This is a genomic window from Acidobacteriota bacterium, assembly GCA_020845575.1.
In the GTDB taxonomy this organism is placed as follows: domain Bacteria; phylum Acidobacteriota; class Vicinamibacteria; order Vicinamibacterales; family Vicinamibacteraceae; genus Luteitalea.
In genome coordinates this window covers 1-15,416 of record JADLFL010000072.1, presented here as the reverse complement: position 1 = coordinate 15,416, position 15,416 = coordinate 1, and the positions used below count along the sequence as shown (strand labels likewise).

General features: G+C 69.1%; 12 protein-coding genes and 1 pseudogene. 9 read left to right on the top strand and 4 right to left on the bottom strand.

Translation table 11 applies throughout. The features are described from left to right. Nucleotides 1–55: 55 nt before the first annotated feature. Complete coding sequence (locus IT182_18285) at nucleotides 56–1,015, bottom strand: ring-cleaving dioxygenase (protein ID MCC6165297.1); 960 nt, start codon at nucleotides 1,013–1,015, stop codon at nucleotides 56–58. A gap of 253 nt (nucleotides 1,016–1,268) precedes the next feature. Here IT182_18285 and IT182_18280 point away from each other — a divergent pair, with 253 nt between their 5' ends. Continuing rightward, nucleotides 1,269–2,111, top strand: a complete 843-nt coding sequence (locus IT182_18280; GenBank protein MCC6165296.1) for a zinc metallopeptidase — start codon at nucleotides 1,269–1,271, stop codon at nucleotides 2,109–2,111. Here IT182_18280 and IT182_18275 read toward each other — a convergent pair. Beyond that, complete coding sequence (locus IT182_18275; protein ID MCC6165295.1) at nucleotides 2,098–3,018, bottom strand: COX15/CtaA family protein; 921 nt, start codon at nucleotides 3,016–3,018, stop codon at nucleotides 2,098–2,100. The genes IT182_18280 and IT182_18275 overlap by 14 nt on opposite strands. A gap of 66 nt (nucleotides 3,019–3,084) precedes the next feature. On the opposite strand from IT182_18275, the gene IT182_18270 reads away from it, so the two are divergent. Further along, complete coding sequence (locus tag IT182_18270) at nucleotides 3,085–3,480, top strand: hypothetical protein (GenBank protein ID MCC6165294.1); 396 nt, start codon at nucleotides 3,085–3,087, stop codon at nucleotides 3,478–3,480. Between the two features lie 54 nt (nucleotides 3,481–3,534). On the opposite strand, the gene IT182_18265 is transcribed toward IT182_18270, so the two are convergent. Then, nucleotides 3,535–5,328: a hypothetical protein gene (locus tag IT182_18265; protein MCC6165293.1), complete on the bottom strand. Its 1,794-nt coding sequence runs from the start codon at nucleotides 5,326–5,328 to the stop codon at nucleotides 3,535–3,537. Nucleotides 5,329–5,360: 32 nt separating this feature from the next. Between IT182_18265 and IT182_18260 the strand changes: the two genes are divergently transcribed. The 4 genes from IT182_18260 (at nucleotide 5,361) to IT182_18245 (ending at nucleotide 9,310) form a co-directional block, all read left to right on the top strand. After that, complete coding sequence (locus IT182_18260) at nucleotides 5,361–6,167, top strand: alpha/beta fold hydrolase (GenBank protein MCC6165292.1); 807 nt, start codon at nucleotides 5,361–5,363, stop codon at nucleotides 6,165–6,167. 170 nt (nucleotides 6,168–6,337) lie between these two features. Then, nucleotides 6,338–7,201 (top strand): DUF547 domain-containing protein, encoded by an 864-nt coding sequence (locus IT182_18255; protein ID MCC6165291.1) that lies wholly within the window; start codon nucleotides 6,338–6,340, stop codon nucleotides 7,199–7,201. After that, nucleotides 7,202–7,981: an SDR family oxidoreductase gene (locus tag IT182_18250; protein ID MCC6165290.1), complete on the top strand. Its 780-nt coding sequence runs from the start codon at nucleotides 7,202–7,204 to the stop codon at nucleotides 7,979–7,981. Nucleotides 7,982–7,993: 12 nt separating this feature from the next. Then, nucleotides 7,994–9,310, top strand: a complete 1,317-nt coding sequence (locus IT182_18245; protein MCC6165289.1) for a sodium:alanine symporter family protein — start codon at nucleotides 7,994–7,996, stop codon at nucleotides 9,308–9,310. A gap of 3 nt (nucleotides 9,311–9,313) precedes the next feature. On the opposite strand, the gene IT182_18240 is transcribed toward IT182_18245, so the two are convergent. After that, complete coding sequence (locus tag IT182_18240) at nucleotides 9,314–11,260, bottom strand: hypothetical protein (GenBank protein MCC6165288.1); 1,947 nt, start codon at nucleotides 11,258–11,260, stop codon at nucleotides 9,314–9,316. A gap of 151 nt (nucleotides 11,261–11,411) precedes the next feature. Here IT182_18240 and IT182_18235 point away from each other — a divergent pair. From IT182_18235 to IT182_18225, 3 genes and pseudogenes are all read left to right on the top strand, one after another. Continuing rightward, nucleotides 11,412–13,241: pseudogene (locus IT182_18235) on the top strand (DEAD/DEAH box helicase). Between the two features lie 312 nt (nucleotides 13,242–13,553). Then, complete coding sequence (locus IT182_18230) at nucleotides 13,554–14,120, top strand: DUF1998 domain-containing protein (GenBank protein ID MCC6165287.1); 567 nt, start codon at nucleotides 13,554–13,556, stop codon at nucleotides 14,118–14,120. 2 nt (nucleotides 14,121–14,122) lie between these two features. Further along, nucleotides 14,123–15,416 (top strand): ribonuclease H-like domain-containing protein (locus IT182_18225; GenBank protein ID MCC6165286.1); only part of this gene is annotated, 1,294 nt, incomplete at its 3' end.

Sequence of the window (15,416 nt, the reverse complement as noted above, 5' to 3'; positions counted from 1 at the left end):
CCTACCCATCGCCGCAGTCGGTAGGGCCGGCTCTCCGAGTCCGGCCCCTGCGCCGTCAGGGCACAGACGGCGCACGGGCCGTGAGCGCAGGCAGGCCGCGTTCGATCTCGGCGCGGCGGGGTTCGAGCCACGGCGGGAGGACGAGTGTTTCGCCGAGGTGCGCCGGATCCTCGTCCACGGCGAACCCCGGTCCGTCCGTCGCCAGTTCGAACAGCACGCCGCCAGGTTCCTTGAAATAGACCGATCTGAACCAGAAGCGATCGATGACGGGCGTGGGCCGCAGCCCGATGCCCTCGATGGCGCTCCGCACGGCGAGCTCCTGCGCCTCGTCGGTCATGCGCCAGGCGAGGTGGTGGATGCTGCCTCTACCCCACGCGCCGCGATGGGCATCCGGCGTTTCGCTGATGTCGAGCACCCGCCCCGGACCACCGTCGCCGATCACGTAGCGCGTCCAGTCGCCCTCGGTCGCGTGCTCGGTGAACCCGAGCACTGTCGTGAGGAACCACGCCGTGGCTGCGCGATCGCGCTCCTGCATGCGCGCGCCGTGGAGGCCGCGGATCTGACGCTCCACGGGTACGGGACTGTGCGCCCACGGTTCGAATCCGCGCGTTGTCGTGTCGCCGGCTTCGACGAGCGCGACGCGCAGGCCGTGTGGATCCACCACGGGCAGCACGCGTTCGCCGAAGCGCGTCTCCGGCCGGCCCACGCTCGCGCCGTACCGCACGAGGCGCTCGCCCCAGTAGTCGATCGAGTCGGTCGGCACCGTGAGCTGCACTTCGGTGCTCAGGCCGTGACCCTCGCGCGAGGGAGCCATGTGCGCCCACGGGAAGAAGGTGATGTCGGTGCCCGGGCTGCCCGCGGCGTCGGCGTAGAAGAGGTGATAGGTGCCGGGATCGTCCTGGTTCACGCTCTTCTTGACGAGCCGCATGCCGAGCAGTCCGGCGTAGAAGTCGAGGTTCTCCTGGGCAGGGCCGGCGATGGCCGTGACGTGGTGCAAGCCGCTGGTGGTCTGCATGTCGGTGTTCCTTGTCGGCGACTCCTCGATGGGAGGAGCGGACCGCGATGCCCGCGTCCACGCGCGCCCGCGCCGCGAGTCCTGGCCGTGAGATGCAGTGTGGCACACGGACGCGTCACCGATGCCGGTGCCCGGCCCTGTGCAACGGGGCCACGACAGGCGTACTCTGAATCGCCGGATTCGCGGCGCGCGGTGCGGCGTGCTGGCGGGGCAGATGCGGGTGCATGGCCCGTTCGACCAAAGGAGTCTCACGTTGCGCTGGAACCCCGGGGGGCAGAGGAGTCAGGACATCGAGGATCGCCGCGCCACGCGTGCCGGCGGACGGGGCATGTCCATGGGACTCGGCGGCATCGCCGTGTTGTTCATCCTGAGCCTGCTGTTCGGACGCGATCTCGTGTCGCCCGTGCTCCAGCAGCAGGCGTCCATGCCGCAGCAGCAGACGAGTGACGGCAGGCTGGAGACGACGCCGCAGGAAGAAGCCAAGGTTGACGAGATCGGCAAGATGCTCGACGACCTGCAGGCCACGTGGACACGGCTGCTCGGTAGCCGCTATCAGCGATCGACGCTCGTCCTGTTCCGTGGCGCGACGCCGTCGGCGTGCGGCATGGGCGAGAGCGCGATGGGGCCGTTCTACTGCCCTGGTGATCAGAAGGTCTATCTCGATCTCGAGTTCTTCGACCAGCTCGACCGACGCTTCGGCGCGCCGGGCGACTTCGCGCAGGCCTACGTGATCGCGCACGAAGTCGGGCACCACGTGCAGAACCTGCTCGGCATCGAGCGTCAGGTGCGTGAAGCCCAGCAGCGTTCACCGCAGCAGGCCAACCAGTTGTCGGTGCTGATGGAACTGCAGGCAGACTGCTTCGCCGGCGTGTGGGGACACTCGACGGCGCAGCGCGGCATCATGGAACCCGGCGACGCCGAGGAAGGGCTGCGTGCGGCGGCCGCGATTGGCGACGACACGCTGCAGCGGCAGTCGGCGGGCCGCGTCCGTCCCGAGAGCTTCACACACGGATCGGCCGCCCAGCGCGTCGAGTGGCTGCGCCGCGGCCTTCAGACGGGCGACGTGAAGGCCTGCGACACGTTCAGCGGGACGTAGGGGCCGGCTGTTGAGCCAGCATCGTGGCGGCCCAGAGGACCAGCGCGATCCAGAGGGCGTCGGCGACGAGAAGGTGGACGAGCTGCATCCACACCGGCGCCAGCAGCATCACGTTCACCACGCCCACGACGAGTTGCACCACGGCGAGCGCGGCCACGGCGTTCGCGAATCTGATCGCTGGCGTCACGCCGCTATGCCTGGCGAGCAGTGGTGCCACCACGACGAGCAGCACCGCGGTCACGATCGCGAACGCGGGATGGAGCATGCGGAGGCGGATGAGCGCGTGTGAGGTCGGCGAAAGATCGGCCGCCAGCGCGTCGGCCAGCGTCTGCGACGGAAACAGCGTGTCGCCCAGCGCGGCAACGGCGCCGCTCACGCCCACCAGCAATACAGCGCACAGCAGACCGGCCACCGCCGCCGCCCGGCCCGGCCTCGCGCGCACGTCCAGCGCGCGGCCGCCCGAGAGCCACCACGCGGTGAGCGTGATCCACGCCACGAGGACGAACGTGTTCGCCAGGTGCACGGCCATGAACAGCGCGCGTGCCATGCTCGCGTTGTCGGCCACGAGCTCGAACAGCACGAGCCCCGCACCCACAGCGGCTTCGGTGAGCATGAAGACGACGGTCATCGCGGCGCCTCGACGGGCGGGATGACCGGGCGGGCAGACGCGTCGCACCCAGAACAGGAGCACCACGACCGATAACAGCGCCAGCCCGCTCGTGATGCGATGCGAGTACTCGATCAGCGTTGCCGCGCCGAGGCTGCGCGGCACGAGCCTGCCGTCGCAGAGTGGCCAGTGCGCGCCGCAGCCGGCGCCCGATCCCGTGGCGCGCACGTACGCGCCCCAGGCGATCACGCCGATGTTGTAGGCGAGGATCAGCCAGGCCGCGCGCGCAACGGAAAGCACCACGCGATCGTAGTGTGAACGCACGAAAAGCGGAAGGTTGGGCGATACTGTCCCGGCATGAAACTGATGTCTGCAGTCCTTCTGGCGGCTGGTGTGGCTACGGGTGCGGTGGTGGCCGTCGTAGGCGGATCGGTGGCCAGCGCACACCACCACAACGTGATGGTCCAGGCCGAGACCGCTGCGTTCGAACGCGACGTCGTGCCCATCTTCAAGGAGACGTGCGTCGAGTGCCACGGCCCCACCAAGGCCAAGGGCCGCCTGCGCATGGATTCGGTGGAGGCCCTGCAGAAGGGCGGCAGGAACGGCGCCCTGATCGAGCCGGGCGATCCGGAGAAGAGCCTCCTGATGCGTCGCGTCCTGGGCCTCGACGGCGACGATCGCATGCCCCTCGAGAAGGATCCTCTCACCGACGAGCAGATCGACACGCTCCGCAAGTGGATCGCCGCCGGCGCCAGGTATTAGGGCCGGCTCTCCGAGCCCGGCCCGCGACACGCCTCGGAGCGTGGGTCGCGCGGGCTATCTGGGTTCGAACGTGATCGCCAGATCCGGTGCGGCGTCGGGGAGCGGGATCTCGACGGGCAGGCGCGTGTCGGGCTCGATCGGGTACGTGGCGATTTCCACGGCGCGATTCAGATCGATGACGCGTGCCAGCACGTCCCGTCGCGTGCGCACGCCTATGCGGGCATCGCCACGCGTGTTTCGCACGTAGAACACCGTCCGATCGAGGCCGTGCCACTGTTGCAGCCACGCGGCGTTCCACAGCCCGCGCAGCGACACCATCGCCTCGTCGGTCTCGCCGATCGTCAGATCGCGCACCAGTTGCCGCATCGTCGCGACGGCCGGCGTCTGCCGCGTCCACGTCTTCTCGGCCTGCACGATCGGGAAGCCCGGACGCAGCGGCTCGATCATGAACAGGTAGCCCGCACCGGTCGCCGTCCTGTTCGCGTAACAGAATCGTTGCGCATCGAAGCAGTCATCCGGCGGCGTGTCCTGCGGCAGGCACTGCACGGGCCACTGGCCTTCGTACAGCAGCACCTTCTGGCAGTCCGGCGTGGCTGTGGGGACGATGGCGGGTTCGGCGTGGGAGAGCCGCTCGGCGAACACTTCCGGACGAGGGTCGTTCCACATCGGGTGACGCGACCACAGCCAGCCCGCGAACGGCGTCGGCTGGAGGTGTCCTTCGGGTCGTGACGGTGGGAACGCCACGAGCGTCCACGCCGCAGACACGACCGCGAGTGCCAGGCCCGTGTGCCGCATCGACACGCGCGTGCTCGTGCCTGCCTGTTGCAGCAGCGGCAGCGCGAGCGGCATGAGCCACATCGCATAGCGGCTCAGGTCGGGACTGCCGCCGTGGTTCTGGCTCACGGGCTGGCCGGCAGCCCACAGGAGCGCAAGTGCCGCGAGTGCCGTTGTCGCGATGAGCGGTTCGCGCAGCCGCCCGAGCTCACGCCACGCGAGCCAGACCGTGGCAATCACCACCGCGAGCGCGAACGGTGGGAAGCGGAACAGCAGGCCGACCGAGACGTCGGAGATAGGGAACAGCGCGTCGAAGAGTCCCGGCCACCGCGTGATGGTGGAGGCCGTCAGCGGCGACGGGATGCCCAGGCGCCACAGGTAGTACGCCGGCGGCAGCGTGATGAGGAGCGCGGCGAGCAGGGCCCCCGTCTGCCAGCGCCGGCACATGAGGCGCGCCGGCCGCTCGATCGAACCCCATGCGGCAAAGAGCGCGGCCACCAGCACGAGCCCGGGATTCTGGCTTGCGCCCGCGCCCAGCAGCACGAGCGACACGGCCGGCCTCGTCGTCCAGAGAAGGAGCGCACCTGCGAGGCAGCTCACGAGCAGGAGATCGGCCGACGGCTTGTCGATCCACCATACGAGCGGACTCAACAGCAGCAGCGACGTCCACACCGGTGCGGGCCGCGCGAGGATCAACGCCGTGAGGCCCCCCAGCAGCAGTGCGTGCAGCATCACGAAGGCCCACAGCGGCGACACGCCGCAGGTCAGCGCGAGCCACACCCATGGTGCGGCGAGCAGTGGATAGAGCCAGAAATGCGGCACGTCCTGCCGTCCATCCCGCCCGACCAGATCGGGATGAACGAGCGAGGCAGTGGCGAAGGAGGGACCGAGGGCCCGGAGTTCGGCTTCGAGTGACGGAATCTGGTCTGGCGCGAAAGCGGATCCCTGGCCGCGCGCGAACGCCAGAGCCACGGCTACGTGCTCATGCCCGTCGCCCACGCGTACCGGATTGGCCTGCCACAAGGCCACCCCGAGCCAGGCCACGAGGCAGAGTGCCCAGACGCGCCGGCTCACGGGAGGCATGATACCTGCTCATGATGGAAGCCATGACATCCCGCACGCTCGGCCTCGGGTCCACGACGCTCTCGATCGCCGAGTCCGGTCACGGTGCGCCGATTGTGTTCCTGCATGCGTTCCCGCTCTCGTCGCGCATGTGGGAGCGACAGCTTGCGACGCTGCCCGATGGCTGGCGCGGCGTGGCGCCGGACTTCCGCGGCTTCGGAGCGTCGCCGCGCGGCACCTCGCCCGCGCGCCACGTGGGCGATCACGCCGCCGACGTGCTCGCGCTCATCGCGGCCCTCGAAAGCGGGCCCGTCGTGCTCGCGGGTCTCTCGATGGGTGGATACGTGGCGTTCGAATGCTGGCGTCGCCAGCCGTCGGCGATCCGGGGACTCGTGCTCGCCGATACGCGCGCCGAGGCCGACTCCGACGAGGCGAAAGCCAAACGCGTCGCCACGCAGCAGAAGGCCGCGCAGGAGGGGACGGCGGTGGTGATCGACGGGATGTTGCCCGGCCTGCTTGGCGAGACCACGCGCACGCGCGATCCGCACCTCGCGCGCACCGTGCGCGAGTGGGCGATGGAGAACGCGCCGGAGGGTGTCATCGACGGGCTCGAAGCGCTGCGGACACGTCCCGACAGCCGTCCGACGCTGACCACCATCACATGTCCCACGCTGGTGATCGTGGGAGAGCAGGACACGCTCACGCCACCGGACCTGTCCCGCGTCATCGCCGACGGCATCTCGAACGCGACGCTGGTGACGATCCCCGACGCCGGCCACCTTGCCAACGTCGAACAACCCGACGCGTTCGACGCCACCCTGCACACCTGGTTGCAGACGTTGACGGCCTGAGTCCCCGTCGACTCCCGGCCTTGACGTCTTTGAGCCTTTGAACCTTTGGCCCTTTGGCCTCGGCCTCGCTCATCCTGAGTTCCGGTGCCCGGTGCCCGGTGCCCGGTGCCCGGTGCCCGGTTGCCCGTTGCCGGCTTGCCGGTTGCCGGATGATACAGTTCCCACCCGATATGCGCTTTCCTGTCCTTCGCTTCGTTGCGTCGATCCTGGCGCTCGTGGCGTGCTTCCTGCCACAGACGAGGGGAGTGCGGGCCCAGCAATCGGCGAGCATGTCCGACGTCGGCATGCATCGATCGCTCGACGTCATCCTCGACACGTACGTGCGCGAGGGGCTCGTGTACTACCGTGCCCTGCGCGCCGAACGCGGGCGGCTCGACACCTACGTGAGCAACCTCGACATGCCCACCGCGGCGCTCGAGGCGTGGTCGCGTGAGGAACAGGCGGCGTTCTGGCTGAACGCCTACAACGCGATCGTGCTGCGAACGGTGGTCAACGCGTATCCGATCCGCGGTACGTCGGCGCAGTATCCGCGCAACAGCATCCAGCACGTGCCTGGCGCGTTCGGTGCGAAGCGACACCGCGTGGGCGGACGACTGCTCTCGCTCGAAGACATCGAGAAGCAGATCCTGCCGGGATTCGACGACCCGCGCATGTACTTCGCCATCGGGCGTGGATCGATCGGCGGCGGACGCCTGCGCAGCGAAGCCTTCACCGCCGCGCGGCTCGAATCGCAGCTCGAATCGGTGGGCGCCGAGTGCGTCACGCGCAACGAGTGCTTCCGCTTCGATCCCGGCGCGGACCGCATCGAGATCTCGCCCATTTTCGGATGGCGCGAAGCCGACTTCACGCGCGCCTGGGCGGGCGACGCGCAGACGTTCGCGGGGCGCAGTCCGCTCGAGCTCGCGATCCTCCACCTGGTGATGCCGCACGTGCTCCCGAGCGAGCGGCGCGCGCTCACGGCCAACACGTTCTCGGTGGCCTACTCCGAGTACGACTGGCGCCTCAACGATCTCACCGACGGAGGACCCCAGTAGATGGACCTCGGACTCGCAGGCAAGGTCGCGATCGTCACGGGCAGCAGCAAGGGGCTCGGACTCGCGGCCGCGCACGCCCTTGTCACCGAAGGCGCGCGCGTGGTCATCTGCGGACGGACGCCCTCGACGCTCGGGCAGGCAGCCGCAGCACTCACGGCGACGGCGGGCACCGGCGATCGCGTGATCGCCGTCGAAGCCGACGTCTCGATCGAGCGCGACGTGCAGCGGATTGTCGACGCTGCGGTCTCGACGTGGGGCGGCGTGGACATCCTCGTCAACAACGTCGGGCTCGGCAAGGGCGCCGGCCTGCTCGATACGCCTGACGATGTGTGGCAGCAGGCGTTCGATCAGACGCTGTTCCCGGCGATCCGTGCATCGCGGCTCGTCGTGCCGCACATGCGCGCGCGGGGCGGCGGCGTCATCCTGCTCATCGCGTCGATCTGGGGCCGCGAGTCGGGCGGCCGCATGACGTACAACGCCGTCAAGGCCGCCGAGATCAGTCTCGGCAAGGCGCTGGCGCAGCAGCTCGCCCCGGACAACATCCGCGTCAATTCCATCGCACCGGGGTCGATCCTGTTCGACGGCGGATCGTGGCATCAGCGCCAGCAGGCCGATCCGGAGGGCATGGCGCAGTTCGTTGCCCGCGAGCTGCCGTTCGGCAGATTCGGCAGGGCCGACGAGGTCGGCGACGTCGTCGCCTTCCTCGCCTCGCCGCGTGCGAGCTGGATCAGTGGCGCCTGCGTCACCGTCGACGGCTGCCAGAGCAGGAGCAACATCTAGAATTCAGTCCCCATGGCCATCCTTGCCGATCTGATCCAGCGGGCTGCCGACGCGCTGTTCGTGCCGTGGCTCATCGTGCTGCTCTTCGGCACGGGGGCGTTCCTGACGATCCGGTATCGGTTCGTGCAGGTGCGGCGATTCGGAGAGGCGTTCCGCGCCATGCTCGCCGCCGACAATGCGGCGGCGGGCGCGCTGTCGCCGTTCCAGGCGTTCATGACGGCGCTGTCGGGCACCATCGGCACCGGCAACATCGCCGGCGTCGCCACGGCCATCGTCTCTGGCGGGCCTGGTGCGCTGTTCTGGATCTGGGCGTACGGGTTCGTCGCCACGACGATCAAGTTCACCGAGGCGGTACTCGGCGTCACGTGGCGCGAAGCCGATGGCGCCGCGATGCGGTCGGGGCCGATGTATGCGCTGCGCGATGGCCTCGGCAAGCCGTGGCTCGCGTCCACGTACGCGCTCATCGCGGGCGTGGCGGCCATCAGCACGACGCCGTTCACGCAGCCCAATTCGATCGCTGTCGTCCTGCAGTCGCAGCTCGGTATTCCCACGTGGGCGGCGGGCGTGACGATCGCGGTGCTCGTGTGGCTGGTGATCGTCGGCGGCATCGGATCGATCGGCCGCGCGGCGGAGAAGCTCGCGCCGTTGAAGGTCGCGCTGTATCTCGGTGGCGGCGTGATCGTGATCGCGATGTTCGCCGACCGGATCCCGGCGGTGCTGTCGCTCGTGTTCGAGGAGGCGTTCTCGCTGCGTTCCGGCGCGGGCGGCACGCTCGGCATGGTGATCGCGATGCGTTATGGCCTGGCGCGCGGCATGTACGCCAACGAAGCCGGCTATGGCACGGCATCGGCCGCGTACGGCACCGCGCGCAGCGACGATCCCGCGCAGCAGGGGTTGCAGGCGGTGATGGAAGTGGCGATCGTGTCGTTCGTCACGTCGACGATCAGCGCAATGACGATCCTGCTGACGGGCGCCTGGCAATCGGGGCTCACGAGTTCGGCGGCCGTGGCATCAGCCTTCGACGCCGCGATGCCGGGCATCGGCGGCTACGTCGTCGCGCTGTGCGCGTTCCTCTTCGGCTACACCACGCTGATCGGCTGGGCCTTCTACGGCGAGCAGTTCTTCGAGTACCTGCTGGGCCGTCCCGTGGCGCACTGGTACCGCTGGATCTACTGCCTGCTGATTCCGTTCGGCGCAATCGGCCGCGTGGAAGTCGTGTGGGCGTGGGGCGACCTGATGAACGCCCTCCAGATCTTCCCGAACCTCGTCGGCGTCATCGGCTTGTCGGGCGTCGTCGCGAAGGTGGCGCGGGGGAGAAGAGAGCGCTGAAATTCAGGGAGCCTGTTCAGGGACGTACAACGTGTAACCGTCCGCTGAACTGATACGGCGGAGGCGCAGCAGGTCCTCGGCGAAGGCGCGCAGTTCCGGAGACGTCAACGCATCGTCTGTCACGACCCATGCGAGGTGCGTCGCGTCGAGGAAGCGATCGCGCCCGTCGTACGCGCGCTGCCGTTGCTCATCGGTGAGACCAGGTGAGCCAGGCTCGCTCAGCGCCACCAGTGCATCGGGCACCGGGTGGCGGAGCAGCGACTGCTTCTGTTCGCGCGTGACGCGCGACAGATAGCCGCCGACGAGCCGCTTGCCGTGCACCGTCTGCTGGTACTGCGTGAGCGGGTTGAAGCGGCCGAGCGAGGAGGTGCCATCGCGCACGCCGAAGGGGAGCGACAGCACGCGCGCGTCGGCGCGTGGATCGGCGGCGATCGTGTGGTACGCCGCGGCCACGTCGCCGGAGTAGATCTGCCGGGGCACCGGCGACAGTTCGAGCAGCAGCAACACCGTCAGCACCGAGAGGACAACGCGGCGGCGCGCGGGCCAGCGCTGGCCGATCGCCGTGAGCGCGAGCGCGAACAGCACGGCCACGAACAGCGCGACGAGCACGACCAAGCGCGACGGCGATCGCGCGAGGCCGACGATCGGCACGTAGCGCAACACGGCCCACGGTCCGGGAATGTACGTGTTGATGCCCGCGATGTGGACGAACGGCCCGAGCGCCATCGTGGCGAACACCACGGGGAACCACAGCCAGCGCCGCCGAGTGGGCCGCCAGCCGGCACGGAACCACGCGAACGCCAGCACGGCGAGCACCACGAGTGACATCGACCCCGTCAGTTCCGCGAAGCCGTCGGCACGCCGCGCTTCGATCCATGCCTTGAACGGCGCGCCGAACCACGGCGACGTCGGGTTCGGCATCACGAACGCGAGCAGGTCCACGCCCGGCGGGCTCGTGCGCCAGTAGATCTCGTGCGGTGCCATCTGGCCGCTGAGCATCCGCTGGCCGTAGGCGATGAGCACCGGCGAGAGCAGCAGGGCGGCCGTCGCCACCAGTGCGCCCGCCATGCGCGCGTGCGACCACGTGAACCTGTGGCGCCATGCGATCGTCGGCCGCCAGACCGTCAGCAGGTACGTCACCACGAGCACCGTGAGCACCAGCACGGGTGTGTAGAGCGACCGCATGCTGATGCGGATGCCGGCCACGTGGATCAGACCACCCTGCACGGCGACCACGCCCACGAACGTGGCGGCGATCACCGAGAGTCCACGAGTGGCCCTGTGGACGAACGCCGTCCAGGCCGCAGCCTCGCCGCGCGAGATGGTGATGGCGGCCGCGATCACGTAGGCGCCGATGATGAGGGCGCCGTACACGGCGTAGTAGATGTCGCAGAACGCCGCCCACGCCAGCGTTGCCCCGAGCGCGATCGAGTCGCGTATCCGTCCCTTGCCCTCGCCCCTGACCAGGATGAGCACCAGCACGGCGAGGGGCGCCGCGGCGACGAGCGAGAAGTGCGCCGTGCTGCGCGCCATCAGCACGGGTGAGAACGCGAAGGCCACACCGGCCAGCCACGACTCCCAGCCGCGCCCGCAGAGCGCGTACGCGAGGCGCGCCGTACACCATGCCGTGAGGGCCATCATCGCGACATACACGACGTTGAACGCCGCCACGAGCCCGAGCGGTCCGATCAACGGGAACGCCAGCAGGTTCATGAACAGCGTGTAGTTGTGCAGGGTCAGGTCGACGCGCGGCGACAGCGACAGGACGGCGTTGGTCTGCAGCGGGAACTGGTGCTGGAGCACCTCGTGCCGGAACACCCACATGTTCCACACGTAGACGCCCGTATCGCCGCTGGGCTCACCCATGAGGTGCGTCGAGAGGTGGAGCGGCAATGGCCACGAGAAGGCCACCGCAAGGCCGAGACACAAGCCACACCACAGCAGGGACACACGAGGAGACGGCACGGTGAGACGGTCGAGCGGGTGGATGCTAGCACGGCCGCTTTACAAGCTTGACAATTTCTTAACGTTTGTTACGACACGGATAGCCGTCTCTTTCGTCTCTTGATCGCCTCGACCCCTCGGCGTAGCATCGGACGCGATGTCCGGCACCCTGACGCGCGTCTCCGGCAACAAGGATCAGGCGCTGCAGGACGCCATCGGCCATCTCGCACCAGACGCCCGCACGGCGCCGTCCACGCTGCCGTCGCCAGCGGCCGCGGCAGGCGTCCACGTCCAGGTCGGTGGCGACACTGTCGTCACGGCGGTGCGGCATATCCCGGCGCAGTCGGCTCGATACGCCCCGTGGCCGGCCGACGTGGATCCGCTGCTGAGGGAAGCGCTGCGCGCGCGCGGGATCGAGGAGCCGTATTCGCATCAGGCTGACGCGATCGGTCACGCACTCGCGGGACGTCACGTGGTGGTGGTCACGCCGACGGCGTCGGGCAAGACGCTCTGCTACAACGGCGCCGTCCTCAGCACGGTGCTGCGCGAGCCCGGCGCACGCGCGCTGTATCTGTTTCCGACGAAAGCCCTCGCGCAGGATCAGCTCGCGGAGTTGCAGGGGCTCGCGCAGATCGTCGGCGCGGCCGCCGAACGCGAGATCGGCGTCTTCACCTACGACGGCGATACGCCGGCAGACGCGCGGCGCGCGATCCGCGCGCGCGCCAGCGTCGTGTTGAGCAATCCGGACATGCTGCACGCCGGCGTGCTGCCGCACCATCCCCGCTGGGCGCGCCTCTTCGAGAACCTCCGCTTCATCGTCATCGACGAACTGCACGCGTATCGCGGCGTGTTCGGCAGCCACCTTGCGAACGTGCTGCGGCGGCTGCAGCGCATCTGCCGGCACTACGGATCGAATCCGACGTTCATCTGCACGTCGGCGACCATCGCCAACCCGAAGGCGCTCGCCGAGCAGCTCACCGAGCAGTCGTTCGAGCTCGTGGCCGACAGCGGCGCGCCGCGCGGCGAGAAGTTCTTCGTGCTGTTGAATCCGCCCGTCGTCAATCGTGAACTGGGCATCCGCCGGTCGTACCTGTCCGAAGCACGACGCGTGGCGCTCGAGTTCCTGCGGCGCAACCTGCAGCTGATCGTCTTTGCGCAGAGCCGCCTCGCCACCGAGATTCTCACGACGTATCTGAAGGATGCCTTCCAGGGTCCGCCGGGTGCGACCGAGGCGGTGCGCGGCTATCGCGGTGGGTACCTGCCGCTGCGCCGCCGCGAGATCGAGCGAGGCCTGCGCGAGGGCGACGTGCGCGCCGTGGTGTCGACCAACGCGCTGGAACTCGGCATCGACATCGGCGCGCTCGACGTGTGCGTGATGGCAGGGTATCCGGGCACGATCGCGTCGACGTGGCAGCGCGCGGGCCGGGCCGGCAGGCGGTCGGGGCGATCGGCGGCGGTGCTCGTGGCATCGAGCGCGCCACTCGATCAGTTCATCGTCAGGCACCCGACGTACTTCTTCGACGCGTCGCCCGAACATGCGCTGATCAACCCGGAGAACCTGCACGTCCTGTTCAATCATGTGAAGTGCGCGGCGTTCGAGCTGCCGTTCCAGGAGGGCGAGCGCTTCGGTCGCACGCCCGTGAGCACCGAGGAGATCCTCCAGGTGCTCGACGAGGAAGGCTTCGTGCACGCCGCCGACGGGCAGTGGCACTGGACGCACGAGTCGTATCCTGCGGACGCCATCAGCCTGCGCGCGATCACGTCGGACAACTTCGTGATCGTCGACGTGACGGAAGGATCGCGCGTGATCGGTGAGACCGACTACACGAGCGCGCTGTCGACGCTGCACGAGAAGGCGATCTACATCCTCGAAGGGGCGCTGTTCCAGGTGGAGCGCCTCGACGTGGAAGGCCGCAAGGCATACGTGCGCAGCGTGGAGTGCGATTACTACACGGATGCGATCACGTACACGAAGGTCAAGGTGCTGGACGAGGCGGAAACGGAAACGGAAACAGAGTCGGCAACCGGCAACGGGCAACGGGCAACCGGAGAGACAGCGGGCACCGGACCGCCGGCAACGGGCAACCGGCAACCGGCAACCGGGGAGACATCGGGCACCGGGCAGCGGGCACCGGGCACCGGAACTCCGGCAACGGGCAACGGGCAATCCACCTCCGCGCTGCGCGCTACGGTGGACTAGCCGGCAACCGGGCAGCATGATGAAGGCCGCGCATCGATTTCTGATGGAGGCCACGGGCTTCAGCCCGTGGCACACCCGCATCGACGTTCGCATGGCGACGTGCATGTGGTGTCGCGCGGGGTGGGGTTCAAGAAGATCCGGTTCTACACCAACGAGAACGTGGGATCGGGCGATCTCGATCTGCCCGAGCAGCAGATGCACACCACGTCGTACTGGCTGACGGTGCCGCGCGAGGTGCTGCTCGACGTGCCGTACTCGCCCGACGATCGACGCGATGGCGTCAGCGGACTCGCGTACGCGATGGTGTCGATCGCGCAGTTGCTGCTGATGTGCGACAGGCGCGACATCGGCGTCTCGATCGACACGGGCAGCGGCGAGGCGTCCGGTGCGGGTGATGCCGCGCCGGCCACGGGCGACGCCGATGCGCACGTCTTCCTCTACGACAACTACCCGGGCGGCATCGGGTGCAGCGCGCCGTTGTACCGCATGCACGACGCGTTGCTCGCGCAGACGCGCGAGTTGATCGAGGCGTGCCCCTGCGACGTGGGATGTCCGTCGTGCGTGGGGCCCGTCGGAGACATCGGCCCGCGCGCCAAGCGCGTGGCGCTCGAACTGCTCGCACGCCTGCAGGGCACGGCGCCGTCGGCCGACGAGGTGCCGTTCTAGCCGTGTCGACGCTGTCGCGCCTGCGTGAGATCGCCAACGGTGCGCGACGCGCGTCTCCTCGCCCGGAGCTGACGTACGAGCCTGTCGACGCCGACGGCCTGCCGCTCGATCCGCGTACGACGGATCCCGAAGGCTCCGCCATCGGTCTCGACGGCGCGCGGCTGGAGCAGACGGCGCATGGACCGTGCGTGATCGTCGAGCATCTCTTCGAGGCCGACCGCAGCCACGGGCGCGTGCGCGTGGAGCAGTGCGGCGACGTGGTCGTCGACGACACGCTCGACCTGCTCGCCGGGCGATCGCTGCGTCCGGCCGGCGCGGACTGTGCGCCGTCGCGTCTCGTCTACTTCGATCTCGAGACCACGGGACTCAACGGCGGCGCGGGCATGGTGGCGTTCCTCGCGGGCGTGGGGGAGTGGACGCCCGACGGCTTCCGCACCACGCAGTTCCTCATGCCCGCACTCGCGGCGGAACGTGCGCTGCTGCACGCCCTCAACGCGTACCTCCGCGACGATGCGGTGCTGGTGACCTACAACGGGCGGACGTTCGACGTGCCGGTGATGGAACTGCGCGGCGAGATGCAGCGCGTCCCGCAGGTGGCCTGCGAACTCCCGCACCTCGACATGCTGCACCCGGCGCGGCGTCTCTGGCGGATGTCGGAGGAGGGCGACAGATCCTGCCGCCTCACGCACCTCGAGGAATCGGTGCTCGGATTCGGCCGCGTGGGCGACGTCGGCGGGTTCGAGATTCCCGCGCGCTACTTCCACTTCGTGCGCGGCGGCAGCGCCGCCCTGCTGGAACCCGTGCTGCTGCACAACCGTCTGGACCTGCTCTCGCTCGCCGCCCTCACGGCCCACGCACAGCAGCTCGTGCGCGAAGGAAGCCTCGGTAGGGTCGGCCCCCCGAACCCGACCTTCAGCGGCGCGACGGCGTTCGGGCTTGGCGTGCTGTACGAACGCGGCGGGTGGATCGACGCGGCCGTGGCGGCGTACCGCGCGGCCATCGAGGATCGCTGGCAGACGCGCGACGTCAGGCGTGCCGCGGCGCGGGCGCTGGGCAGGCTCCTACGCCGACAGCGTCGCTTCGACGAGGCCGCCGAGGCGTGGCACGTGGTGCTGCAATTGGGCGGTCGGCCGCAGGTGCTCCGCGAGGCGCGTGAAGCGCTGGCCATTCACCACGAACATCGGGGCGGCCGGCTCGAGGAAGCCAGGCGTCACGCCGTGGCGGGCGTCGAGCAGGCGATCGGGCGAGGGGAGCGGGACGACTTCAGCCGGCGTCTGGCACGGCTCGAGCGCAAAC

What these genes read in the sequence shown, in the direction of transcription:
- IT182_18285 (MCC6165297.1), bottom strand. Translation starts at nt 1,015, where the DNA reads ATGCAGACCACCAGCGGCTTGCACCACGTCACGGCCATCGCCGGCCCT.
- IT182_18270 (MCC6165294.1), top strand. Translation starts at nt 3,085, where the DNA reads ATGTCTGCAGTCCTTCTGGCGGCTGGTGTGGCTACGGGTGCGGTGGTG.
- IT182_18245 (MCC6165289.1), top strand. Translation starts at nt 7,994, where the DNA reads ATGGCCATCCTTGCCGATCTGATCCAGCGGGCTGCCGACGCGCTGTTC.
- IT182_18250 (MCC6165290.1), top strand. Translation starts at nt 7,202, where the DNA reads ATGGACCTCGGACTCGCAGGCAAGGTCGCGATCGTCACGGGCAGCAGC.
- IT182_18260 (MCC6165292.1), top strand. Translation starts at nt 5,361, where the DNA reads ATGACATCCCGCACGCTCGGCCTCGGGTCCACGACGCTCTCGATCGCC.
- IT182_18255 (MCC6165291.1), top strand. Translation starts at nt 6,338, where the DNA reads ATGCGCTTTCCTGTCCTTCGCTTCGTTGCGTCGATCCTGGCGCTCGTG.